This window comes from Arthrobacter sp. N199823 (genome assembly GCF_002929705.1).
GTDB lineage: Bacteria > Actinomycetota > Actinomycetes > Actinomycetales > Micrococcaceae > Specibacter.
In genome coordinates this window covers 685,312-709,161 of the sequence record NZ_PJIN01000001.1, presented here as the reverse complement: position 1 = coordinate 709,161, position 23,850 = coordinate 685,312, and the positions used below count along the sequence as shown (strand labels likewise).

The following is a 23,850-nucleotide window of genomic DNA, read 5'->3' as shown; positions in this document are numbered from 1 at the left end:
TTTAGGCACCTAACAGACGGGTGGCCAAGTACGCCTGAACCTGATCCAACGGCACGCGTTCCTGGCTCATGGTGTCGCGTTCACGGATGGTCACGGCGTTGTCCTCGAGGGTATCGAAGTCAACCGTGATGCAGAACGGGGTACCGATCTCATCCTGGCGGCGGTAGCGGCGGCCAATGGCGCCGGCGTCGTCGAAGTCGATGTTCCAGTGCTTGCGCAGCGTGTTGGCGAGCTCCTTGGCCTTCGGGGACAGCTCCTCGTTGCGGCTCAAGGGAAGCACGGCGGCCTTGACGGGGGCCAGACGCGGATCCAACTTCAGAACGGTGCGCTTGTCCACGCCGCCCTTGGCGTTGGGGGCTTCATCTTCCACAAATGCATCCACCAGGAACGCCATCATGGACCGGGTCAGGCCGAAGGAGGGCTCGATCACGTACGGGGTGAACCGCTCGCCCGTGGCCTGGTTGAAGTAGCTCAGGTCCGTGCCGGAACCCTTGGAGTGCGAGCCGAGGTCATAATCGGTACGGTTAGCGACACCCATGAGCTCGCCCCACTTGGAACCCTGGAAACCAAAGTTGTACTCAAAGTCGATGGTACCGGCGGAGTAGTGAGCACGCTCGTCCTCGGGGACGTCAAAGCGGCGCATGTTCTCCGGGTTGATACCCAAATCGATGAACCAATCCCAGCACAGCTCAACCCATTCCTTGAACCACTTCTCGGCGTCTTCGCCGGGGACAAAGAACTCAATTTCCATCTGCTCGAATTCACGGGTGCGGAAGATGAAGTTTCCGGGTGTGATCTCGTTGCGGAACGCCTTACCGATCTGGCCAATGCCAAAGGGGGGCTTCTTACGGCTGGTAGTCAGCACGTTGTTGAAGTTCACAAAGATGCCCTGCGCGGTTTCCGGGCGCATGTAGGCCATGCCGGCCTCGCTGTCGACCGGGCCGAGGAACGTCTTCATGAGGCCGGAGAACAACTGCGGCTCCGTGAACTGGCCCTTGGTGCCGCAGTCGGGGCACACGATCTCGCTCATGCCATCTTCGGGCTGGCGCTTCTTCTTCGCCACGAATGCCTCGACGAGGTGGTCCTGGCGGTGGCGCTTGTGGCACTGGGTGCACTCGACCAGCGGGTCGGTGAACGTTGCCACGTGGCCTGAGGCTTCCCAAACGGCCTTGGGCAAGATGATGGAGGAATCGAGTCCCACCATGTCCTCGCGTCCACGAACGAAGGACTGCCACCATTCGCGCTTGATGTTTTCCTTCAGCTCAACACCGAGGGGGCCGTAGTCCCAGGCGGAGCGTGAACCGCCGTAAATCTCACCGGCCTGAAAAACAAAGCCGCGACGTTTCGCGAGTGAAATGACCTGGTCAAGCTTGGACTGAGGCGCCACTGTATTACTCCTATTACTTACGAGGCCGCTGGGTGCGGTCCGTCCCGCGCTCAAGCTTACAGTTCGGTGGCCATCCGGTGGAATTGTTCCCTTATGCGCTGAACCGGGGAGGAATCCGGCGCCTGGTGTCTTGTGCGCCAAACTCGTGGTCAGTCTGGCGCATAAAAGTGGGCGGGGTGCCTTATGCGCCAAACTCGCCTGCAAGTTCAGCGCATAAAACAACGGTGGGTCCCTTGTGCGCCGAACTCGCCGTCAGTCTGGCGCATAAAAGGCAGGAAGCACGACGCCGGACTCAAGACTTGAGCTGTTGGCCCACCCTTGCGCTGTTAGCGCGGCAAAACGCAGGTGGGACTGCCAAATTCCACGGACTGGATGGGCTCCAGGCCGAGCAGCCCCTGGCTGTCGATGTTAAAGACAGCCACGGAGTTGGAATTTTGATTGGCAACGTACATTTTGTTAGTGGCAACGGCAAAGTGCCGCGGCCACATTCCTCCGCTGGATTGCTGCTGCAGGAACCGCGGCGGAGTGGGTGCCGCGTCGGAGTTCTCCGGAACGTTCAATCCACTGACGTCTAAAACCACCACGGTGTCGGGACCGCGAACTGCGGAATAAAGTTTGCTGCCATCATCGGAGAGCTGAATGTGCGAGGGGAAGAACTGATCCGCATCCGCTATGACTTGGCTGTTCTCTGCCAAGGGGACCTTGAACAGCCAGTGCCAAAAATATTCGCCGTGCGCATCGCGTACCGTGCGCCTCATGACGTGCAGGCAGCCATCGAGTTCACCGGCAACCAGAAGAAACTCGCCCTTGATGGCGACATGGCGCGGACCCGTCCCCGGCGGCAGTTCTGCGGAGCCTAGGCGAACCTGGGACTCGGCGGAGTATTCATCCACCCTGTCCGCGCCAAGGTCCGCGACCAGAACGGTGCCCCACGGCGTGGCCTTGACCTGATGCGCATGAGATTCACCTTGGCGATCCGACACGGGACCGCTGCCCGGATGTGCCAGGACTATGGGCTGGACGGGTGCTACGTGCGAAACGGAATTAATGCCCACACCCACAACATCTTCAACGGGAAGGACTGCCGCCGTTCCCGATGAGTAGTTGGCAACCCACACCGCACCGTCCACGAGTGCCACATGGCAGCTGTCGGCGCCACCGCTGGAAACCCTACCGAGCACCTCTAGTGACCATGGGTCCACCGCGACCACGTTGCCGTGTTCCATCTCCTCAACAGCGAACAGAACGGCACCGCCGTCGGCCAGGAACGATGGATTTGATACGGCTGTGCCTTGTGCCAGTTGCTCCCCCACGGTGCCATCGGCCAACAACGCGTAGCGCACCATCCCGGGCCCAGCACCATAACCTTCCCTGGTGTAGCCGCTGACAATCAGTTCGGGGGTGGTGGGCATGTTTGGCTCTCCTGATCGTTGTGTCTTCTCATGCTGGAATTCTGCGTCTACGCTACCGCGCCCACCGCCCAAAAACCGTTGCATGACTGCGCAACACAAGGTACTGTGCATTGCATGGTACTCAACGACACCGTCAGCACCAACCTCCGGAAAGGGGTTCTGGAGTACTGCGTCCTCGCCACGATTGGTGACGGAGAAATGTACGGGCTGGACATAGCAAACGGCCTCCAGAACCGCGGGCTGCTCACCAGCGAGGGCACGCTGTATCCACTCTTGGCCCGACTGCGCCGCAACGGACTAGTGGAAACCAGCTGGCAGGAATCCGCGCAGGGCGCGCCCCGCCGCTACTACACGCTCACGGACACCGGGAGTGCATCACTAGCTGCTTTTGCCAGCGTCTGGGAAACCTTCAGCGCTTCTGTGTCTGACACACTCAAATCCACTACCGGGGGAACACCATGAATCACGATCATGCGGCACCCGAGGTTCGCAGCTATCTGGCCGCCATCCAGGCGAGGCTGGCACAGCTGCCCGCCGAGCAGTCCGGGGAAATTCTCTTTGGAGTCCGCGAACACATTGCGGAAGCGCTCGAGCGAGGAGGACAGTCCACCGCGGAAATCCTGGCCGGACTGGGCAGCCCGGACGACATCGCCGCCGGGTTGGCAGGGTCAGACATGGATGGCTCCGGTGGGCATGATTTCGCCAAACCGTTTCCTAGCGCGCAGTTCCCGCCCGGCGCGCCGCAGAAGCAACTGCCGGCACAGCGCCACCAGTCCTCAACCTTGTGGGTGGTGGCCACCTGCATCCTTCTCCCCTTTGGTGCATTCTTGGCCGGAATCGGCTGGCTCTTCGGGGTGGCCGGCCTATGGATGGGGACCCGCTGGAAGACGTGGGAGAAGATCATGGGCACAGTCCTGATTCCCGGCGGGGTTCCGGGTGCATTGCTGCTTGCCATTCTGCCTGTGAGGCAGACGCTTAGCTTCGGATCCCCGGGGGAAGAGGTGATCATCTCGGACTACAACCCCTTGGGATTCTCCCTCCCCGAGCTGGCGATCGCTGTTGTGCTGGCCCTGCCGATCATCGTGGCGCTCTACCTGCTGATCGTTGGCCTCGTCCGCGGACCAAAGCAGCCGTAAGCCGCCGCTCAAAACTAGGCTTTGGCAGAGCGTAAACAGCCGCCCCATCCATGCGGCACAATTAACTACATGAGTGCACACGAGATCATTGAAATCCCCATCCGCGACGACATGATCCGCCTGGGCCAGCTGCTCAAGCTTGCCAGCCTGGTCGAGGACGGCGTCGAAGCCACCGAGCTCATCAAAAACGGCTTGGTTAAGGTCAACGGCGAGATCGATGACCGCCGCGGCCGCCAGCTCCACCCCGGCGACACCGTCACGGTGAACGGCGAATCGGTTCGTATCACCACGGGCGGCTAACGCACCACCCAGCGCTTAGAGAGCTGCCGAGGGTCCCGAGCCGAGCTTGCGAGGCTTGGGAGGCAGCGAACGAACGGCGGCACCCAACTCGGGTGCCGCCGTCGTACTTTAAGAATTACTTAGCAGCCTGCGCGTTCAAGACCTTGTACTGCAGGAATTCGCCCACGTGCGCGATTTCCTGGGCGTTGATGCCGTGCCAAATACCTGTGTAGAGGACCTTGGTGAGCTTGGCATGGGCGTGCATCCACGTGTTCGTTGCCTCGACGGCTGCCTGCGGAATGACCGGATCGGCTTGATCGCGCCCCCAGAAAATCTCTGGCTTCACGGCGGCAACGGCGGCGTCATCAAAGTACGGGTCACCCTGCGCATCAACCACAAATCCGGACAGTCCCACCACGGCGGCGTAATCGGACGGGCGGTGGCGCAGCAGTGACGTGGCCAGGCACATGCCTTGGGAGAATCCCAGCAAACTCACAGAGGAGTGGTTGTCACGGAGCGTATCAATCCACTGTTCGACGGCGGATGCGGACTCCGTCACTGTCGTCACCGAGTAGCTCAGATCGTCCCTCAACGGGAACCACGAGTATCCGGGGCCAGCCTGCAGCGGCGCCCGGACAGAGGCGACAGTGAACTCCGTGGGGAGCTGATCTGCCAAGGAAAACAGGTCCGCCTCATCGGCGCCGTAGCCGTGAAAGATGACTAGAAGAGGAGTTCCGGCGCGCTCATTTTCTGGACGTGACCAAAGGACTGTAGGGGTTGCATTCATGGGCCCATCTTTCCACGGAGCTTGCCCTCTCCAAAAAAGCGGGTAGCGCATATGCCAAGTTACCGGGCAGTATGGAGAGGTGAACGATTCAATACTGATGCATCCCTGGACCCGCTATGTCGCCTTGGGCGACTCCTTCACGGAAGGGATTGGTGACCCCGAGCCTTCCAGCCCCGGCGGCTACCGCGGGTGGGCCGACAGGGTGGCAGAAGAATTGAGCCATGGTACTGAGGATTTCAAGTACGCCAATCTAGCCATCCGCGGCCGGCTGCTGGGCCAGATTCTTGGCGAGCAGCTGGAACCGGCACTGGAACTGAAGCCGGATCTGATCAGCATCTCCGCTGGCGGCAACGATTTGATCCGCCCGGGCTCAGACCCCGACGCCTTGGCCGAACAACTCGATGCCGCCGTGGCCCGCATGACGGCGTCTGGTGCGACGGTGCTGCTCTTCAACGGTCCTGACATCCGTGACACTCCCGTTCTGGGCATAGTGCGCGGACGGGTTGCCATCTTCAACGAGAACCTGCGCACCATCGCCGCTCGGCATGACGCCATTATTGCGGACATGTGGTCCCTGCGGCAGCCCGCCGGCACACAAATGTGGGACGTGGACAGGCTGCATTTTTCACCGCTGGGACACCACACCATTGCCATGATGGCGCTCGATGCCCTGAACGTGCAGCACTCGCTGGTGCCACTGGAACCCACGCCACTGCCACTCCAAAAGTGGCAGGCGGCCCGTGCCGAGGATCTGGTCTGGGCCCGGGAGTTCTTGTTCCCTTGGGTACTGAGGCGCTTGCGGCACCAGTCCTCAGGCGATGGGATCACGGCCAAGCGCCCCACACCTGGGCCTGTGTTCGGTCAAATTCTAGGCTCCGACACGGATAAGTAGGGCCCGGCGTTGCGGGGCGCTGCTGACCGTGCCCGCGGCACGCCATGGGTCCGCGGGCATTCACGACTAGGATGGGGTGAAGCGCAGTTTGTAGGTGCGCCCTACCTAGAAGAGGTGCATTGTGACGCTTATGTTTGAGCCACTAGCTGCTGGCACTGTTGCCGCATCGAACAGTAGTTCCTTTAGTACCCCTCCCTATTTTGTGCTGATCATCATTGGCGTGGTGCTGCTGAGCTCGTTGATCAAAGCCGCCTCTCGCAAAAAGCGCGAACAGCGCGCTAATCCCTACGCGGCCACGAAGCCGTCCGGCCGGACCGGGGTAGCCCACCAGCCCACGAACGCCCCGTATGTGGGCACCTTGCTCAACGGTGTTCCGCTGAACAACTACGACACCTCCCACGGTCACCAGACCACCGGATTCGCCAACGAGCGTATGCGGGCCGAAGCAGAGCTCAAGCGCCAACTCGACGAGTTGGATACCGCCCGCCGCAACGGTCAAGTGACTGCTGAGCAGTACGCCGTTCACCGCGAAACGATCTTCAAGAACTTCTAGCCAAATAGCTTCTTAAATAATGGTTGGTCCCACCGCAGGGTGGGACCAACCATTATTTAAGCGTTCAAGAGCTAGATTTCAAGGCCCAGGCGTTCAAGACCTCGGCCACCTAGGCTGCGAAGAATGAATCCCGCAAGAGGGCGCCCACTGCGGCAACTTCTGTCAGGAAGCCGTCATGGCCAATGGGCGAATCAATGTGTCCCACCACAACTTCGCCGGGAAGTGCGGCAGCCAATTCCTCAGATTGAGAGGGGAAGTAGAGCCTGTCGCTCTTGACGGCGGCCACCACGAACTCCACATCGGCGGCCACAGCCAGGGCCTCCTCCAAGGTTCCCCTGCCACGCGTGACATCGTGGCTCATGAGTGCCTCGGTGATGACAATGTAGCTATTGGCATCAAAGCGGCCCACCAGCTTGTGTGCCTGGTGATCCAAATAGCTTTCGATCTGGTAGCGGCCATCAGCTGCACGGCCCGCTGCGAAAGGTGCGGTGCGCGCATGACTGATGGTGCCGCCGTCGTCCTGGGCCTTACGGCCAAAACGGCCACCCATCTCAGCTTCGGAACGGTAGGTGATATGGGCAATGCGGCGCGCCAGCCCTAGCCCGGCGACGGGGGCAGCCCCCTCGTAGTAGTCCCCGCCAGCAAAGTGAGGATCCTGCCGGATTGCGAGCACCTGAGCTTGGGCAAAAGCAATTTGTTCGGCCGTACTGGCAGCACAGGAGGCCACCACGGCGCAACGCTGGACACGCTCCGGGTAGCTCACAGCCCATTCCAGAGCCCTCGCGCCACCCATGGATCCGCCAATGACGGCGTACCAGGTAGTGATACCGAGCCTGTCAGCCAGGCGTGCTTCCGCGTCAACGGAATCGCGGATGGTGACAAACGGGAACCTGGAGCCGTACGGTTTGCCATCGGCGGCAATGCTGGAGGGGCCGGTGGTTCCGTAGCAGCCGCCAATCATGTTGGCACACACCACAAAGTACTTGTTGGTGTCGATGACTTCGCCCGGACCTACCAGGCCTTCCCACCAACCGTCTTCATCGGAATCGCCTCGGCTGACGTGGGTACTGCCGGTCAGGGCGTGTTGGATCAGCACGGCGTTGTCACCGGCGGCATTGAGAGTCCCCCAGCATTCGAACGCCATGCTCACCGACGGCAGTTCGCCTCCGGCTTCCAGTGGCAACGCACCAATGTGGATGGAGCGCAGCACGCCACCCCCGCGCCCAACGGCGGCCGACCAGGGACCGCCGTCGGGCTCGGGAGCTGGCGTTTCAACACCAATTTCAACGCCAGGGGAAATCGTGTTCCGCTCCGAAGCCGAGTCAATCACTTGAGTCACTTAGTTCACTGAAGACTTTGCAGCGCGGAATCCGGCTTCAAGGTCTGCGATGATGTCTGCGATGTTTTCCAAGCCGACCGACAGGCGGACCAGCCCCGGGCGCACACCAGCGGCCAGCTGCTGCTCGGGTGAGAGCTGAGCATGAGTGGTCGACGCCGGGTGGATGACCAGAGAGCGCACGTCACCTAAGTTGGCAACGTGTGAGTGCAGTTCCAGTCCGTCAACAAAGCGCGTGCCTGCTTCGGCACCGCCCTTGATATCGAAGGCCACAACCGCGCCGGTGCCCTTGGGACCGTACTTGCGGCCACGCTCAAACCAAGGGCTGGAGGGGATGCCAGAGTAAGCCACTGCTTCAACGTTTTCATTGCCTTCAAGCCACGTGGCCACCTCGACGGCGTTGCTGACGTGGCGTTCCACGCGCAGGCTCAGCGTCTCGATGCCTTGGGCAATGAGGAAGGCGTTGAACGGGGAGATGGCCGAGCCGAGATCGCGAAGCAGCTGGACGCGTGCCTTGAGGATGAAGGCCAGGTTGGCGCCCAGTGCACTGCCCACGCCGAGATCGCGAGCGTAAACCAGGCCGTTGTACGTCTCATCCGGGGTGTTGAATCCGGGGAACTTCTCGGGGCTGGCGGCGAAGTCAAAGTTTCCGCTGTCCACAATCACGCCACCGATGGCTGTGCCGTGTCCGCCCAGGTACTTGGTGGCCGAGTGGATGACAATGTCGGCTCCCCACTCGATGGGACGGATCAGGTACGGGGTAGCGAGGGTGTTGTCCACAATGAGAGGCACGCCGGCTTCGTGGGCGATGGCACTGATGTTTTCGAGGTCAAGCACGTCCTGGCGGGGATTGGAGACAGTCTCGCCGAAGAACGCCTTGGTGTTCGGGCGGACGGCTGCACGCCATTCATCCAAGTTGTCGGGGTCCGAGACGAAGGTGGTCTCGATGCCGAGCTTCTTCAGCGAGTGGGCCAGCAAGTTGAACGTGCCACCGTAGACGCTGGGGCTGGAGACAATGTGGTCACCGGCCTCGGCAATGTTCAGGATTGCGAAAGTGGTTGCTGCCTGCCCAGATGCCAGCAGGAGCGCGCCGACTCCACCTTCGAGGCTGGCGATGCGCTGCTCAACGGCGTCCTGGGTGGGGTTGCCAATGCGCGTGTAGATCGGCTCCAGTTCAGCTAGCGCGAACCGTGCCGCTGCACTCTCGGCCGAGGGGAACACGAACGAACTTGTCTGATAGATCGGCAAGGCTCGCGCGCCGGTGGTGACGTCCGGCTCCTGGCCTGCGTGGATCTGACGGGTTTCAAATGACCAACCGTTACTCATGGATGGATTCCTTCACACTAGTGGCCTACGGCAAAGGCCTTCCTGCGCATCGCTGCCGGAAAGTCCTTATGGAGTATGGCCCGCGCTTGCACCGTGAACCGGTCGGTTCGGTGCCTGGTCTTCACCCGGGGCACCCCACCGCGGAAGGAGGGTTGCCGGTCAGCAAGCCGGGGCTATTCGCTGACACTCATGACCTGCATCCAGTGTGGAAGATCGCGCGGAAAGCCGCAAGATTATGACGAGTTTATGACTATTGGCGAACATGTGTTTGAAAATCCGCACAAAAAGTGAGACCGACTGAATTAGTGACTGATGGCCGGCATCTGGGGCCCCTTTGACCCTCGAGTGTCCAGATAATGCCACTTAGAGGCCATTTTGAGCCTCCAAAGCGACATTATGCGGACACTCGACGCACCCAGAGGGGTTACTTGCCCAAGCCCGCCCGTCGCAACGCCTCAGCCATGGCCGTATTGGCCGACGGCGCAGCGCCGGGACGCCCTTGCTGGGCACCTTTCTGGCGTGCCGCTGGTTGGGCCGAACCAGACTGGGCCGAACCGGATTGCGGGGAGCGCGGCTGGGCCGAGCCGGACTGCCCAGCACGAGGGGCACCCTTGGCTCCGCCACCCGCAGGTGAGGGGCGCCCTGAAGTGCGGGAGCCGCCGTCGGACTTCCCGCCACGTTCCCGGGGCGCGCCTCGGGAGCCAGCAGGAGATCCCGACTTCGCACCAGCTCCAACCTCGTCGTCCAGGCGCAGGGTGAGCGAAATCCGCTTGCGATCCGGCTCCACTTCCAACACTTTCACGCGCACCACCTGACCGGATTTGACGACGGTGTGCGGGTCGGAAACGAAGCTGTTGCTCATGGCCGAGACATGCACCAGGCCATCTTGGTGCACGCCAATGTCCACAAAGGCGCCAAACGCGGCCACATTGGAGACGGTGCCTTCCAAGATCATGCCCGGGTGCAGATCGGTGATTTTCTCGATGCCGTCAGTGAAAGTGGCCGTCTCAAAGCGCGGCCGGGGGTCGCGGCCGGGCTTTTGCAGCTCGGCGATGATGTCCTTGACAGTGGGCAGACCGAACTCACCCTCAATGAATTGGGCAGGGTTCACGGACGCAACAGCACCCACTCCTCCGGCGATCTCCTGAGTTTTGGCCCCGGCTGCGGCGAGAATCTTCCGGGCCACACCGTACGCTTCGGGGTGAACGCTGGAGGCGTCGAGCGGCTCCGCTCCCCCGGTGATCCGCAGGAATCCAGCGCATTGTTCAAACGCTTTGGGACCCAACCGAGCCACCTTGAGCAGCTCGCGGCGCTTACTGAAGGGGCCGTTCGCATTGCGGTGAGCCACAATATTTTCGCTCAAAAGAGGCCCGACGCCGGCCACCCTCGCCAGGAGCGCCGGCGAGGCCGTGTTCAGGTCAACTCCCACCGCGTTCACACAGTCTTCAACCACGGCGTCGAGCGAGCGGTCCAGCTTGGCCGGGGTGAGGTCATGCTGATACTGGCCGACGCCGATGGATTTGGGCTCAATCTTGACCAACTCGGCCAACGGATCTTGCAATCGACGCGCGATGGACACGGCTCCACGTAGGGAGACATCCATGCCGGGCAGCTCCGCACTGGCTAGCGCCGACGCCGAATAAACTGAGGCACCTGCCTCGGAGACCACCAGCTTGGTGACCAAACGGTCGGGGTTGACGCGCTTGAGTTCGGCCACAAGTTCAGTGGCCAGCTTGTCAGTCTCGCGGCTGGCAGTTCCATTGCCTATGGCAATCAGCTCCACCTCATGCCTTTGGCACAGCGATACCAAGGTGGCGAGTGCTTCATTCCAGCGCTTGGCCGGCGCATGGGGATAGATAGTCTCGGTGGCGCTCACCTGACCGGTGCCGTCCACAACAGCCACCTTGGTGCCCGTGCGAAGTCCCGGATCAAGCCCAAGTGTGGCACGGTTGCCAGCGGGGGCTGCGAGCAGAACGTCGCGCAGATTAGCGGCAAACACACGCACCGATTCCTCTTCGGCGCTTTGGAACAACCGAACGCGCAGATCCACTGACAATCGGGTGAGAATGCGGGTGCGCCAAGCCAACCGGGCACCTGTCATCAACCAGGCATCGGCGCCGCGTCCGGATTCGGCGATGCCCAAGGAGCGGGCTACAGCGTTCTCGTACGCCGCGCGGGCTTGGGCTGTTGCCTCCTTGTCACGGGTGTCGCCCTCAGCAAGATCCAGCGAAAGCGCGCCCTCCTTTTCACCTCGCAGCAAGGCCAGTACGCGGTGGCTGGGCAGGGTGTGCGGTGGTTGAGCGAAGTCAAAGTAGTCTTTGAACTTCTCCCCGTCGGCGTCCTTACCGGCCTTGACGGTGGAACGCAGCCGGCCGGTTTTCCAAAGCCTTTCACGCAACTCACCGACCAGCGCCGCATCCTGGCCGGCGCGTTCAATCAGGATGGCCCGGGCACCCGCCAAGGCATCGTCTGCTGTGGCCACCCCGCGCTCTGTGCTGACAAATGCATCCGCTGCAACGGCCGGGAACTTCGCTGGATCTCCCAGCAGTGCATCCAGCAGCGGTTCCAACCCGGCCTCGCGAGCGGTATCAGCCTTGGTCTTGCGCGTTGATTTGTACGGGAGGTACAAATCCTCCAGTTCGGACTTCGTGGCGGCGGCTTCCACGGAACGGCGCAGGGCCTGAGTCAGCTTCCCGAGCCCGTGAATGGTTTCCAGGACAACTACGCGGCGGGCCTCCAATTCGCGCAGGTACCGGAGGCGTTCGTCCAGCTCACGTAGCTGGGTGTCGTCGAGGGTACCGGTGGCTTCTTTTCTGTACCGGGCAATAAAGGGGACGCTAGCGCCGTCGTCCATCAGTCCAATGGCGGCACGGACCTGAGCGGGGCGCACACCCAGCTCAGCGGCAATGGTGTTGATGATGCGCTCGGCCTGGGCGGCGGCGGTGGGCAGATTCAGGGGTGCAGGGCTCTGGTTCACTCTCCAATTCTGCCCCACGGCGCAGGCTCTCCGGGACCCCCGCAACATCACACATCCCATGTGAGTTAGGTAACGCTAAGTCGAGAGCCGGATCACAAAGTGCCAAGATGAAGTTATGCGAATGGATCATGTTTCTTACGCCAGTGAATCAGACGGATTGGCTGCCACTACGGAGCGAATCGCAACAGCCCTCGGGGTCAAGGCGGTGAAGGGTGGTGTGCACCCCCGTTTCGGCACCCGCAATATGATTATTCCTCTCACGGACCACCATTATTTGGAGATCGTGGAGTGCCTCAACCACCCGGCATCGGACAAGGCACCGTTCGGACAGGCCGTGCAGGCCCGCTCCGCTGCGGGCGGCGGCTGGATGGGCTGGTGCGTGGCCGTGGACGATCTGGCCCCGTTCGAGGAACGACTGGGCCGCAGCGCAGTTCCGGGTAACCGCAAGTTCCCAGACGGCCAAGAGTTGATCTGGCAGCAGATCGGCATCAAGGGCCTGATCGCGGACCCGCAGGTGCCCTACATGCTCAAATGGGAAGGCGATCCTGCATTGCATCCCTCGCTGGCGCGGCCCTCCGAGGTGCGCCTGTCCTCGCTGACCATCGCTGGCAGCGCCGAACGCGTCACCGAGTGGTTGGGTGAGCCCGTCGAGGCGCCGTTGAACGATGTCGCCGTGGAGTGGATCGCACCGCGAGGCACCCCCGGCATCATGAGCGTCACCTTTGAAACGGCCAACGGCCCGGTGACCATCTAGTTTTTGAGTTGAGGGGGTAGTTGTTACCTTTTGCCCGTGGTCTACCGGGGGCGAAAGCTAACAACTACCCCCACGTTTGAGTTAAACGGGGTTAGCGGCCGCGTTTGGTAACTTCTACCCCCGAGCGCGGCATCGGCAGCGGACGGCGGCGAGTGCTAGCCGCCGAAGCCCAGTGCCGGACCCAGCGTGAACGCCGCGATATCCACCAGTGCGTGCGCCACCACTAACGGCGCCACACGGCCCCACTTCTTGTAGACCCAGCCGAACAGCAAGCCCATGGCCACGTTGCCAATGAACGGCCCGAACCCCTGGTACAGGTGATAGCTTCCACGGAGCAGTGCCACCAACACGATCGCGGCCCAGGGCCCCAGCCCAATTTTCGCCAGCCGACCCAGCAGGTACCCGTTGAGGATGACCTCCTCCAGCACACCCGCCCGGATGGCCGACAGCACCAGGACCGGCACCGTCCACCAATACTGATTCAGGGCGCTGGGAATGATCTCGGTAGTGATCCCCATGGCCCGCCCGGCAGCATAAAGCCCCAGCGACGGCACCCCAATAACCACCAACAACCCCAACGCAGCTAGACCGTCGCGCAGCGGATGCCGCCAGTCCAGTCCTATGCTGCGGAACACGGATTTCCCGGGCTCGGCCAGCAGATAAAACACCAGCATGACAGGCACCAAGGCGAAGAAGATGTCCAGAATTTGGTATGTGAAATCAAAGAATTCACGGTTGTTGCGGACCACGTTAAGCGTGGAGGTCCCCTGAGAAATGGGCGCCCGGCTGAGTTTGTCCAGCAGCGACACCACCGAATACACAGCCGATTGACCGATCGAAACGCCCAGCACCAGCAGCACCTCGGTAATGAGGCGTCGCCGGGATTTGGTGCCCCACCCTTGATGGTCGACGGCGGATGCGGCACCTTGCGCCGGTGGCGACCCGGCACCGGGGGCGACGGGGGCACTGGCGGGAGCAACGCCGTCGTGCTTGGCGAAGGAAGGCAACGGTTCAGTCATAGAGGTAATCATGCCGCTCCTGACGCAGTTGTGCATGCCAAGTCGGTAAGCTCGGGGAATGAGCGCTCCCCGACAGATCATCATGGTGCGGCACGGACAGTCGGCGGCCAATGTTGACCAGACCATTTACAACCGGCTGCCCGACTACCGAATTCCGCTGACCGAACTCGGTGTTTTGCAGGCGAAGGCTGCCGGCGAGAAGGTCCGGAGGCAGCTCGACGGGGAGAAGGTCCGGGTCTACGTTTCGCCGTATTTGCGCGCCTATCAGACGCTGGAAGCCATGAACTTAGGCGACCTCGTGGACACCACTATGGAGGAGCCGCGGCTGCGCGAGCAGGACTGGGCCAACTTCCAGAACCCGGCGGAGATTGCCGATCAGAAGGAATTACGCAACGCCTACGGTCACTTTTTCTACCGCTTCCGCGAGGGCGAATCCGGCTCCGATGTGTACGACCGGGTGTCGTCCTTCATGGAGACACTCTTCCGCCAATGGGCCAAAGCTGATGCTGCGCCCAACGCCCTGTTCGTGACGCACGGGCTGACCATGCGACTGTTTTGTATGCGCTGGTTCCACTGGTCGGTGGAGTACTTCGAATCACTGAACAACCCAGAAAATGCCGCAACACGAACGCTCGTGAAGGACGGTGACCGCTACCTTCTGGACAAACCGTTCGAACAGTGGACACCAGCAGAACCCGGGACAACTGTCATGGACGCCCCTGAGCACATTTGGTGAACCCCGATAGGGCCCGCTCCCCGGCACCGCGCATACCCTTCCCAATAGGCAACACTTGGCTGGCCTAATTATAGATTTTGGCGGCCTAAGGGTAGCCTTGCCTGAGAGCTGAGGCACTCCCCAGTTTTTCCCATCCATGGAATCCCGGAGCATTGGGTGCTTGCAACACTAGTCATTGGCCTGCGAGAAGGTCTTGAAGCCGCATTGATCGTGGGCATGATTGCCGCTTTCTTGCGCCGCAATTCCGTCTCCCTCAAGCCCATGTGGCTGGGAGTGGGCGCAGCTGTGGTTCTCAGCGCACTCGTGGGCATCATCTTGGAAATCGTCTCCGCCGCGCTCCCCCAGCAGCAGCAAGAGGCCATGGAAACCGTCATCGGTGCCGTGGCTGTGGTCATCGTGACGTTCATGATTGTGTGGATGAGCAAGAACGCCCGATCCATGAAATCTTCGCTCGAAGCTCATGCCGGATCGGCCATCAAGGGCGGATCAGTGGTTGCCATGGCGACCATGGCCTTCCTCGCCGTCCTGCGCGAAGGCGTGGAAACCGCCGTCTTCATGGTGGCCGCGTTCCAATCCTCCCTGGATCCACTCGCCGCCGGAACCGGCGCCGTGCTGGGCCTGGCCATTGCCGCAGGGGTCGGCTTCCTCCTGTTCCGCGGCGCCATCAAACTCAACCTGGCCAAGTTCTTCAAGGCCACGGGCGTCTTTTTGGTGTTCGTCGCCGCCGGTCTGGTCATGAAATCCCTGCGCACCGCCCACGAGGCCGGCTGGGTCAACGTGGGCCAGGATCCCACCGTCAGCTTGGCGTGGCTGGCTCCCAACGGCAGCGCGCGGGCAGCAATCCTGACAGGCGTTCTGGGCATCCCCAGCGATCCGCGCGTGGTGGAGGTCCTGGGCTGGGCGCTCTATCTGCTCCCCATGCTGGCGTTCATCCTGTGGCCGCGCACCTGGCGCCCGTCCGCAGCAACCCTGCCGCGTGTGCAATACATCGCCGCAGGCGTCCTCGGCGCAGCCGCGATTGTGCTGATCATCGCAGCCCCTCTTGCCATCCCCGCTAATCCGCTTTCGCCAACAGGTACGACGCCGGCCATCACCTCCGCAGGTCATGCGGGAGTCAAGCTGCAACTCACCTCGGGCGACGCCGCCAGCGCGGCTGTTGCTGCCGGAGTTGGGGCAGGTTCCAAGGCAGTCTCCGGCGCCGCTGCCACGGCCCAGAAGACACTCGTTGTCACAGCCACCGACGGCGCTCAGAGCAGCTACCCGCTCACCCCTCATGGCAGCGAATCCCATGCCGGGCGTACAGTCTCCGCCTACACCGCCGTGGCAACCACTGATGGCCAGGGCGAGCCCGCCACCCTGTCAATGGATGCCTTGACCGAGCTCAACGGCGGGCGGACGCCGGTAGGTATCAGCAGCTCCAGCAACCCCGGACCGTTCACGGCAGCCTGGACCCACAAGGGAAAAATCTCCGTCTGGCTCGTCAACGATGCCATCATCGACGCCTCCAATACGCAGAGTGCCACCCTGACCCTGAGCGGCGGCGGCTTGAACACCCCGCGTACCATTGCCGTATCCGGCCAGGACGGTTGGTTGGTGCCCGAAGAGATCGTCACGGCCGCCGTCACCGAGCTCAACAGCTTTGAATCGGCTAGTACCGAAAACGTGTTGTGGTCCCGTTACCTTCCTGCCGTATTCTTCATTGCCGCGTTGGGTCTTCTCGCTGCTGGCCGCCGCAACCGGCGCCAGCTGCTCGTGACAGCACCCTCCCCGTAACTCCGCCTCTCGCGCTTGGTCCATACCAAACGTCTCTTTGTGCTCCCCAAACGACCTTCACCCATGTTCTTTCCATCCCTAAATTCAAGGACTTTCATGATCTCCTTCGCACCCCGCTCCTTCCGCTCAGCGGCACCTGCCGTTCTAGCCGGCATGGCCGTGCTCACCCTGTCCTTGTCAGCGTGCGGCAGCGCGGCAACCACGGATAACGCCGCTAATGCTCTCAAGGGTGGCGCCGCAACTGTCAGCAACGGCGCAGCCCAGATCGCTGTCAGTGTTGAAAAGGTCGACGGCGAGGATGCTTGCGTCCCCGAATTCACCTCGGCCCCGGCCGGTCCCGTCACGTTTACCATCGCTAACAAGGACGCTTCCGCTGTCAGCGAGGTAGAACTACTCAGCGACAAGCGCATCCTGGGCGAGCGTGAAAACGTGATCCCCGGTTTGAAGTCCGTGAGCTTCACCGTCACGCTCACCGGTGGCGAATACCAGTTGTACTGCCCCGGGGCTAGCAAGGAATACCAGCCGTTCACCGTGACCGGCGCAGCAGCATCGGCCGCCGCCAATGGTGTGAGCGATCTGCTCAAGCAGGGTACCGATGGATACGCCAAGTATGTCTCCGGTCAGGTGGATAGCTTGGTGCTGGCAGCGGCTGCCCTACAGGCTGCCGTTGATTCCGGCGATGTTACCGCCAGCCAGAAGGCGTACGCTGAAGCCCGCCCGTTCTTCGAGCGGATCGAACCGGTAGCTGAGAGCTTCCCCGATTTGGACCCCGCGCTCGACCTGCGCGTGGCCGACGTCGAGCCTGGAACAGAGTGGACTGGCTTCCACCCGTTGGAAAAGGACCTGTTCGAGGCCAAGGCCATCACGGCGTCCTCCAAGGCCCTGGCCGCTGGCATTGTGAAGAATGTTGCCACGCTGAAGACGCTGACGGCGGAGCTCGAGACTAATGCGTCCTACAAGCCTGAGGAGCTGGCCAACGGTGCTAGCGGACTCCTTGAAGAGGTTCAGTCCTCCAAGATCACCGGCGAAGAAGAGGCATATTCCAAGCTGGACCTGGTGGATTTTGCTGCCAACATTGAAGGTTCACAGCAGGCATTTGAGTACCTCAAGCCGGCGCTGAACGAGATTGATGCCACCCTGACCAAGCAGATTTCCGGCCAGTTCGAGACTGTCAATACGGCACTGGATGGCTACAAGGATGCCAACGCTTTGGGTGGGTTCAAGGCCTACACCGACGAATTGAAGAAGTCCGACGCCGCCAAGCTCACCGCCCTGATTCAGTCGTTGCAGGCACCCTTGGCCAAAATCGCTGAGAAAGTAGCCACTGTCTAAATGACTGAGATCACTCCTGCCGCGGACAAGCTTTCCCGGCGCAGGTTCTTTAGCGGATCTGCCGCCGTGGCCGGTGCCGGTGGACTTGTTTTGGGCGCCGCTGGCGGTGTGGCTGTTGCCGACGCCGCGGCGCCCGCGCCGGTCTCCGAAGCGGACCGCTTGGCCGAGCGGGCGTCGCTGACGTACCCCTTTTATGGGGAACATCAGGGCGGGATAGAAACTCCCCCGCAGGACCATCTGGTTATTACTGCCTTTGACGTGACAGCGCTAACGGCCGTGGAATTGCAGCTGGTGTTGGCCAAGTGGTCGGCCGCCATGTCTGAGCTGACGGCGGGTTCCCCAGTAGGGAAGGTGCAGCCTGAACGCGAACACGGCATCCCTGTTGATACCGGTGAAGCCACGGACATGGGGCCACAGGGGCTGACGCTGACGTTGGGCTTTGGGCCATCGTTATTTGACGGCAGGTTTGGGCTGGAGAAGTTCAAACCAATGGATTTTGCGGACCTTCCGGCCATGGCCGGCGAGTCCCTGGATCCGGCCTTCACCGGAGGCGACCTCTGCATTCAAGCCTGCGCCAACGATCCTCAGGTGGCCTATCACGCTGTCCGAAACCTGGCTCGAATGGCCCGGACCTCGGTGCGGACCAAGTGGACAGTGCTGGGCTTTGGCCGTGCATCTGCCGGAGCCGAGCAAGCCACACCGCGAAACCTTATGGGGTTCAAGGACGGCACCCGCAACATTCAAGAAGCCGCCGATTTTTCGGACCAGGTGTGGGTTGGCGAAGAAGCCGGCCAGCCGTGGATGGTGGGCGGCAGCTACCTCGTGGCCCGGAAGATTCACATGTTGATTGAGACGTGGGATGAAGACCCCATTGGCGATCAACAATCCATTTTTGGCAGGACCAAGAAGGAGGGCGCTCCACTGACGGGAACTAAAGAACACGACGTTCCCGACTTCCATGCGGTACAAGCTGGCGGCACAGCTAAAGAGCCGATCATCGCTGCGAACTCACACATAGCCTTGGCCGCTCATGAAAACAACAACGGAACCAAGATTCTGCGCCGAGGTTACAACTTCACAGACGGCCTGGATTCAGTGGGCCGGCTGGATGCCGGGCTCATGTTCCTGAGCTTCCAACGCAGCCCGGAGCAGTTTGTTGCCCTGCAGCGAAAACTGGGCAAATCGGATCGGCTCAACGAGTACATCCGCCACGTGGGTTCGGGCGTCTTCGCCGTCCCCGCCGGTCTGCCCGCGGCCGGTAGCTACTATGGCAAGGAATTCTTCGCCTAAGGCGCTACTGATCCGTTCCAGACCCACCGAAACGGCCGTTTTGGGCGCCCCCACAAGCACGAGTGTCCACATAAGATACGTTTCAGGCCGTTTTCAGGCCTGAAACGTACATTATGTGGACACTCGGCGGTGGTGCGGGTGAAATTCGGGACTAGACCGTTGCGGGGACGCGATCGCCCTGAGCGGGGCCATCTGAACCACGCGTCCCAGCAGCACCAGCAGCGTCATCGGCAGCACCGGAGTAAGAACCGTGGTCGTCGTCCTCCATGTTGATTTCATCGAACGGGTTCCGGCCGGCCAGCACTTCGCGGGCCTTGTCGATGTCCAGCTCCTTGGTCCACTTGCCAATCAGCAAGGTGGCCACAGCGTTGCCGGTGAAGTTGGTGAGGGCGCGGCACTCGGACATGAACTTGTCGATGCCAACAATGACGCCCATGCCGTCGAGCAGAACGGGCTTGTGAGCGGCCAAACCGGCAGCGAGAGTGGCCAGACCAGCTCCGGTGACACCGGCAGCGCCCTTGGAGGCAATGACCATGAAGACCAACAGGCCAATCTGCTCACCCAGGTTCATCGGCAGGCCCATGGCGGTGGAGATGAACAAGGCGCTCATCGTCAGGTAGATGGCGGTGCCGTCAAGGTTGAAGGAGTAACCGGTAGGAACGGTGATGCCCACAACGGGCTTGGAAACTCCTGCGTGTTCCATCTTGGCCATGAGGCGAGGCAGCGCGGATTCGGAGGAGGATGTGGCGAAGATCAGCAGGTATTCCCGGCCCAGGTAACGCATCAGGGTGAAGATGTTCAGGCCAGTCACCAGGCGCAGGAGGGAGCCCAGAATCACCACGATGAACAGTGCACACGTCAGGTAGAAGGCGCCCATGAGGATGGCCATGGAACCAATGGCGGCCCAACCCGTGGCGCCGACAACGGCGGCAATGGCACCAAACGCGCCGACCGGAGCGAGCCACATGATCATGGTCATCAGCTTGAAGACCACTTTTTGAATGTGCTTGACACCGTTGAGCACCGGCTCGCCAGCCTTACCTAGGGACTGCACGGCGAAACCGACCATGAGCGCCAGCACCAGGGTGGGTAGCACGGGGATGTCACCGGGAATCATTTCCATAAGGAACTTCACCGTGGAGTTTTCCTCGGCGCCGCCACCGGCCTTGTACGGCTGCAGGTGCAGGCCGGCGCCCGGGTGGATAATGTTGCCAACCAGTAGGCCAATGGCCAGCGCCACGGTGGACATGGTCATGAAGTACAGCAGAGCCAGGCCGCCCACCTTGCCCACGGTGGCAGCCTTGGCAATGGAGCCAACGCCGATCACCAGGGTGCAGAAGATGATGGGCGCAATGACCATCTTGATCAACGCAATGAACATGGTTCCCAGTGGCTTGAGCGACTTGCCAACTTCAGGGGCCAGCAAACCAATGGCGGCGCCAAATACCACGGCCGCGATGACCGCAATATACAGCCAGTGGGTCTTATCCATTCTGCGCCGCGTGGGTTTGGCCGTGCTGAGGGTCCCTCGTCCTTGAGAGCTCATGGTGACTCCTTGCGTTTTGCTTTGCTGGTGTGCGCCGCTGGTGATTAGCATTGGTAGGTGGGCTATGCGATCCGCCTCACATAAGATTGCCCCGCAACGTGACTTATCTCACCGTTGTGTTCATATTGGTCGCACGAAAGGTTATTCATGGTGTGGCGCGGTTGGAGTATTGCCCGCAGGTTGTTTGTTGCCAACCTGATTTTGGTGGTGCTCTTGGCCGCCGGGCTGGCCACCGTAATGGTGTACGACGCCGGCTCCCGCACTTATGAGCAGACCAGCGCGCGTATGCTTGCCGTCGCCACCGCGATCGCCGATTCCCCTGCCGTGAAGGCTGCGGCTCAAGAACCAAATCCGAGCGCCACTCTGCAGCCGTATGCCAAGTCCGTTATGGCCGATGCCCACGTCGATTTCGTCACCATGATGTCGCCCGCTGGTGTGCGCTGGACCCACCCCGATCCACAAGAAATTGGCAAGCAGTATGTTGGATCCATCGCCCAGGCACAGGCCGGACACACATATTTTGAGACCACAGCCGGAACCTTGGGCCCTTCGGTCCGGGTGATTGTTCCCATCCAGGACAGTGACGGGACGGTGTTGGGCATGGTGGCCGCAGGAACCACCGTGGACAATGTCCAGGTGCTGGTAGCGAGCAGACTCCCGGCCGTAGCTGCTCTAGCAGCCGCGCTCCTGATCGCCGGTTCCTTGGCCGCTTGGGCACTGGGCCGGTACCTCAAACGGGTCACCTTTGGTTGGGGACCTGAAGAACTGGGCCAGCTGTTTACCTACTACGAATCGGTGCTGCATTCGGTGCGTGAGGGATTGGTTCTGGTGGACACACGCGGCGCCATGGTGCTCTACAACGATCACGCCGCACTGCTTCTGGGGATCAACGCGCCCCCTACCGGGCCGGCATCAGCGGCGCAGCCCAGTCTGGATTCCCTCGGACTGCCCGATTCGCTCAGGGAGCTGCTGAAGAGCGGGCGGACCGCCACCGATGAGGTCCATCTCGCCGGGGACCGCCTCCTGGTGGTGAGCCAGCGCCCGGCCCTCTCCCCGGGAAAGAACGCCCCCGCCGGCACGGTGGCAACGTTGCGTGACCACACAGAATTGACGGCTCTGGCCAGCAACCTCAGCAGTACTCAAACCTTGGTGGAGGCCTTGCGTTCGCAAACCCACGAACATGCAAACCGGCTGCATGCCATCATTTCGCTGATCGAACTGGACCGGCCCCGCGAAGCCTTGAACTTCGCTACGGCTGAGCATCGTGACACGGTGCAGTTGGGCGGGAAGTTTGTCGAAGCCCTCGATGAGCCATTTCTGGCTGCGCTCCTACTGGGAAAACGCGCCCAAGCAGCTGAGCTTGGTGTGACGCTGGAGCTGACGGCCTCCGGCGATTTGCCGCCCAACACTCTGGATCCGCGCGAATTGGTGACACTGTTGGGCAACTTGGTGGACAACGCCATGGATGCAGCCGCACGCTGTGCCCAGAGCCCCACAGTATGGGTGGATCTGCTAGTAGCCGACGGCGAACTCACCATCACGGTTGCCGACAACGGCCCCGGCCTGCCCACCACCGATTTGGATATTCTTGGCAGAATAGGCACCACCGATAAGTCCTCAGTGGTGCCGGGCGGACGCGGCTACGGCATGGCTCTGATCCGCCGCGCTACCGCCGCTCTCGGTGGAACCATCACCGGGGAGAACGACGGCGGTGCCCTCATGACAGCGATTTTCCCCCTGGACGCCCTTGAAGCACACTCCTCTTCAACGAATGGAACACCATGAGCACCCCTTCACCCATCCGGGTCCTCGTGGTGGACGATGAACCCATCGCGCTGGCCGCGCACGCCGCCTATGTGCGACGGCTGGACGGCTTTGAGGTGGTGGCCGAGGCACACGGCATGCAAGCCGCGTTGGATGCACTGAACGATCCCGCCATCCCCTCCGTGCAGCTGCTGCTGCTGGATATGAACCTGACCGACGGGCACGGCCTGGATCTATTGCGTCGCATCCACGGTCTGGGACTCGTCCCCGATGTTGTGGCAATCACGGCGGTGCGAGATGTCCACGTGGTGAGATCGGCCATAGCGCTGGGCATCACGGCGTACCTGATCAAGCCCTTCACCTTCTCCGCGTTCCGGGAAAAACTGGAGAACTACCGCAGCTACCACTCCGTACTGGCGAACAGGGCACAGACCTCGCAGGAAGCCATCGATCTGGCGCTATCGGCGTTGCGGCCCACCGGAAAATTGGTGCTGCCCAAGGGCATGCTGACGGAGACGCTCCGCACGGTAGTTGATTGGCTCCGCACCCATGACCATCCTGCCTCAGCCACCGAGGCCGCTGCCGAACTGGCCATGTCCCGGGTGACAGCACGGCGGTATCTGGATCACTTGGTGGAAACCGGTTCCGCGAGTAAGTCGCCACGACACGGTTCCCCCGGCCGCCCGGAACTGGAGTACAGCTGGCTGCTCCCCCGCTGATCTCCTAACCAAGACCTCCGTGCTAGATCTCCGGGGCCACAATCACATGCGTGCCGGCCTCGTTGAAGGCTGCCAATTGAGCGGCCGTGATCCGTGAATCCGTAATGAGGTTGCGGAAATCATGTTCCTCCATGGTGGCGAAGGCCCGCTTTCCAATCTTGGAGGCGTCAGCCAAAATGTAGGACTCGGAGGCGCGGCGGGCCATCTTGGAGTTCACCGACGCCTCACCCTCATCATTGGTGGTGGGTCCGGAACCGGGCTCGATGCCGTTGACACCAATGAAGGCGAAGTCCAGGGCCACGCGCGCCAAGATGGTGTCCGCGTAGGGACCCACCAACTCGTAGGAGCGCGGGTTAACAATGCCGCCGGTGACCATGATCTTGAAGTTGGGGCGGATGGCCAGCTGGGCGGCAATGTTGATGGCATTGGTGACCACAGTCAAGGTGGGCCGGTTCGATTGGACCATCAGGTCCTCACGCGTGGACAACACCTGGGCCAAGGCCGTGCTGGTGGTTCCACCACACAGACCAATGACAGCACCTTTGGGAATCAGCGCACTGGCGGCATGGGCGATCTGCTGCTTTTCTTCGGCATGATCGTCGCGGTTGTACCGCCCCGGAAGGTCATAGGAAACAGAACCGCTCGTGGCACCACCACGGGTACGTGTCAGCAAGCGCTCGTTGGCCAATGAGTCCAGATCGCGTCGTGCCGTCGCAGGAGAAACAGCAAGTTTCTCCACGATTTCATCGACCTCCACCTGACCCTCTGCGGCAAGCAGGTTCATGATCGCGGTGAGTCGTTCAGTTCTGTTCATTGTTCAATCCTAGGCCGC

The 23,850-nt window shown here is 61.6% G+C and carries 21 protein-coding genes and 1 riboswitch; of the genes, 12 read left to right on the top strand and 9 right to left on the bottom strand.

Annotated elements, in window-relative coordinates:
* Position 1: 1 nt before the first annotated feature.
* Both CXQ93_RS03040 and CXQ93_RS03035 read right to left on the bottom strand, forming a co-directional pair.
* Positions 2–1,387 carry a glycine--tRNA ligase gene (locus tag CXQ93_RS03040; RefSeq protein ID WP_104108972.1) on the bottom strand — a complete coding sequence of 462 codons (1,386 nt, stop codon included), beginning with the start codon at positions 1,385–1,387 and terminating at the stop codon, positions 2–4.
* A gap of 326 nt (positions 1,388–1,713) precedes the next feature.
* Positions 1,714–2,799 carry a beta-propeller fold lactonase family protein gene (locus tag CXQ93_RS03035; RefSeq protein ID WP_181036026.1) on the bottom strand — a complete coding sequence of 362 codons (1,086 nt, stop codon included), beginning with the start codon at positions 2,797–2,799 and terminating at the stop codon, positions 1,714–1,716.
* Between the two features lie 114 nt (positions 2,800–2,913).
* On the opposite strand from CXQ93_RS03035, the gene CXQ93_RS03030 reads away from it, so the two are divergent.
* The 3 genes from CXQ93_RS03030 to CXQ93_RS03020 all read left to right on the top strand — a co-directional run bounded on the left by CXQ93_RS03030 (position 2,914) and on the right by CXQ93_RS03020 (position 4,235).
* Positions 2,914–3,261, top strand: a complete 348-nt coding sequence (locus tag CXQ93_RS03030) for a PadR family transcriptional regulator (RefSeq protein WP_104108970.1) — start codon at positions 2,914–2,916, stop codon at positions 3,259–3,261.
* Positions 3,258–3,935, top strand: a complete 678-nt coding sequence (locus CXQ93_RS03025; protein WP_104108969.1) for a hypothetical protein — start codon at positions 3,258–3,260, stop codon at positions 3,933–3,935. The genes CXQ93_RS03030 and CXQ93_RS03025 overlap by 4 nt, the downstream gene beginning before the upstream one ends.
* Positions 3,936–4,004: 69 nt before the next feature.
* Positions 4,005–4,235, top strand: coding sequence for an RNA-binding S4 domain-containing protein (locus CXQ93_RS03020; RefSeq protein ID WP_104108968.1), 231 nt, complete (start codon positions 4,005–4,007; stop codon positions 4,233–4,235).
* A gap of 115 nt (positions 4,236–4,350) precedes the next feature.
* On the opposite strand, the gene CXQ93_RS03015 is transcribed toward CXQ93_RS03020, so the two are convergent.
* Positions 4,351–5,001 carry an alpha/beta hydrolase gene (locus CXQ93_RS03015; protein WP_104108967.1) on the bottom strand — a complete coding sequence of 217 codons (651 nt, stop codon included), beginning with the start codon at positions 4,999–5,001 and terminating at the stop codon, positions 4,351–4,353.
* Positions 5,002–5,098: 97 nt separating this feature from the next.
* On the opposite strand from CXQ93_RS03015, the gene CXQ93_RS03010 reads away from it, so the two are divergent.
* Positions 5,099–5,893, top strand: a complete 795-nt coding sequence (locus CXQ93_RS03010) for an SGNH/GDSL hydrolase family protein (RefSeq protein WP_104108966.1) — start codon at positions 5,099–5,101, stop codon at positions 5,891–5,893.
* Between the two features lie 130 nt (positions 5,894–6,023).
* A complete protein-coding gene (locus tag CXQ93_RS03005) occupies positions 6,024–6,446 on the top strand; it encodes a hypothetical protein (protein ID WP_104108965.1) in 423 nt (140 codons plus the stop codon).
* A 109-nt stretch (positions 6,447–6,555) separates the two neighbouring features.
* Here CXQ93_RS03005 and CXQ93_RS03000 read toward each other — a convergent pair whose 3' ends face one another.
* The 3 genes from CXQ93_RS03000 to CXQ93_RS02990 all read right to left on the bottom strand — a co-directional run bounded on the left by CXQ93_RS03000 (position 6,556) and on the right by CXQ93_RS02990 (position 12,085).
* Positions 6,556–7,656 (bottom strand): homoserine O-acetyltransferase, encoded by a 1,101-nt coding sequence (locus CXQ93_RS03000; RefSeq protein WP_258068574.1) that lies wholly within the window; start codon positions 7,654–7,656, stop codon positions 6,556–6,558.
* 129 nt (positions 7,657–7,785) lie between these two features.
* Positions 7,786–9,108 carry a bifunctional o-acetylhomoserine/o-acetylserine sulfhydrylase gene (locus CXQ93_RS02995; protein WP_104108964.1) on the bottom strand — a complete coding sequence of 441 codons (1,323 nt, stop codon included), beginning with the start codon at positions 9,106–9,108 and terminating at the stop codon, positions 7,786–7,788.
* A 77-nt stretch (positions 9,109–9,185) separates the two neighbouring features.
* Positions 9,186–9,303: riboswitch (SAM riboswitch) on the bottom strand.
* Between the two features lie 229 nt (positions 9,304–9,532).
* The gene (locus CXQ93_RS02990) at positions 9,533–12,085 is read right to left on the bottom strand and encodes a Tex family protein (RefSeq protein ID WP_258068550.1); all 2,553 of its coding nucleotides are present in this window, start codon (positions 12,083–12,085) and stop codon (positions 9,533–9,535) included.
* Positions 12,086–12,200: 115 nt separating this feature from the next.
* On the opposite strand from CXQ93_RS02990, the gene CXQ93_RS02985 reads away from it, so the two are divergent.
* Positions 12,201–12,839, top strand: coding sequence for a VOC family protein (locus CXQ93_RS02985; protein WP_104108962.1), 639 nt, complete (start codon positions 12,201–12,203; stop codon positions 12,837–12,839).
* Positions 12,840–12,994: 155 nt separating this feature from the next.
* On the opposite strand, the gene CXQ93_RS02980 is transcribed toward CXQ93_RS02985, so the two are convergent.
* On the bottom strand, positions 12,995–13,858 hold the full coding sequence (locus CXQ93_RS02980; RefSeq protein WP_104109194.1) for a CPBP family intramembrane glutamic endopeptidase: 864 nt from the start codon (positions 13,856–13,858) through the stop codon (positions 12,995–12,997).
* Positions 13,859–13,916: 58 nt separating this feature from the next.
* Here CXQ93_RS02980 and CXQ93_RS02975 point away from each other — a divergent pair, with 58 nt between their 5' ends.
* From CXQ93_RS02975 to efeB, 4 genes are all read left to right on the top strand, one after another.
* Complete coding sequence (locus tag CXQ93_RS02975) at positions 13,917–14,594, top strand: histidine phosphatase family protein (RefSeq protein WP_104108961.1); 678 nt, start codon at positions 13,917–13,919, stop codon at positions 14,592–14,594.
* A gap of 156 nt (positions 14,595–14,750) precedes the next feature.
* A complete protein-coding gene (gene efeU, locus CXQ93_RS02970; protein ID WP_104108960.1) occupies positions 14,751–16,367 on the top strand; it encodes an iron uptake transporter permease EfeU in 1,617 nt (538 codons plus the stop codon).
* A 96-nt stretch (positions 16,368–16,463) separates the two neighbouring features.
* A complete protein-coding gene (gene efeO / locus CXQ93_RS02965; protein WP_218711821.1) occupies positions 16,464–17,699 on the top strand; it encodes an iron uptake system protein EfeO in 1,236 nt (411 codons plus the stop codon).
* Positions 17,700–18,989 (top strand): iron uptake transporter deferrochelatase/peroxidase subunit, encoded by a 1,290-nt coding sequence (gene efeB, locus CXQ93_RS02960; protein WP_104108959.1) that lies wholly within the window; start codon positions 17,700–17,702, stop codon positions 18,987–18,989.
* 151 nt (positions 18,990–19,140) lie between these two features.
* Here efeB and CXQ93_RS02955 read toward each other — a convergent pair whose 3' ends face one another.
* The gene (locus tag CXQ93_RS02955; RefSeq protein WP_104108958.1) at positions 19,141–20,535 is read right to left on the bottom strand and encodes a cation:dicarboxylate symporter family transporter; all 1,395 of its coding nucleotides are present in this window, start codon (positions 20,533–20,535) and stop codon (positions 19,141–19,143) included.
* Between the two features lie 147 nt (positions 20,536–20,682).
* On the opposite strand from CXQ93_RS02955, the gene CXQ93_RS02950 reads away from it, so the two are divergent.
* Together CXQ93_RS02950 and CXQ93_RS02945 are read left to right on the top strand one after the other, a co-directional pair.
* Positions 20,683–22,320 (top strand): sensor histidine kinase, encoded by a 1,638-nt coding sequence (locus CXQ93_RS02950; RefSeq protein ID WP_256939450.1) that lies wholly within the window; start codon positions 20,683–20,685, stop codon positions 22,318–22,320.
* Complete coding sequence (locus tag CXQ93_RS02945; protein WP_104108957.1) at positions 22,317–23,018, top strand: response regulator; 702 nt, start codon at positions 22,317–22,319, stop codon at positions 23,016–23,018. Before CXQ93_RS02950 ends, CXQ93_RS02945 begins: the two co-directional genes overlap by 4 nt.
* A 22-nt stretch (positions 23,019–23,040) precedes the next feature.
* Here CXQ93_RS02945 and CXQ93_RS02940 read toward each other — a convergent pair whose 3' ends face one another.
* Positions 23,041–23,832, bottom strand: coding sequence for a DeoR/GlpR family DNA-binding transcription regulator (locus CXQ93_RS02940; protein ID WP_104108956.1), 792 nt, complete (start codon positions 23,830–23,832; stop codon positions 23,041–23,043).
* Between the last annotated feature and the right edge of the window lie 18 nt (positions 23,833–23,850).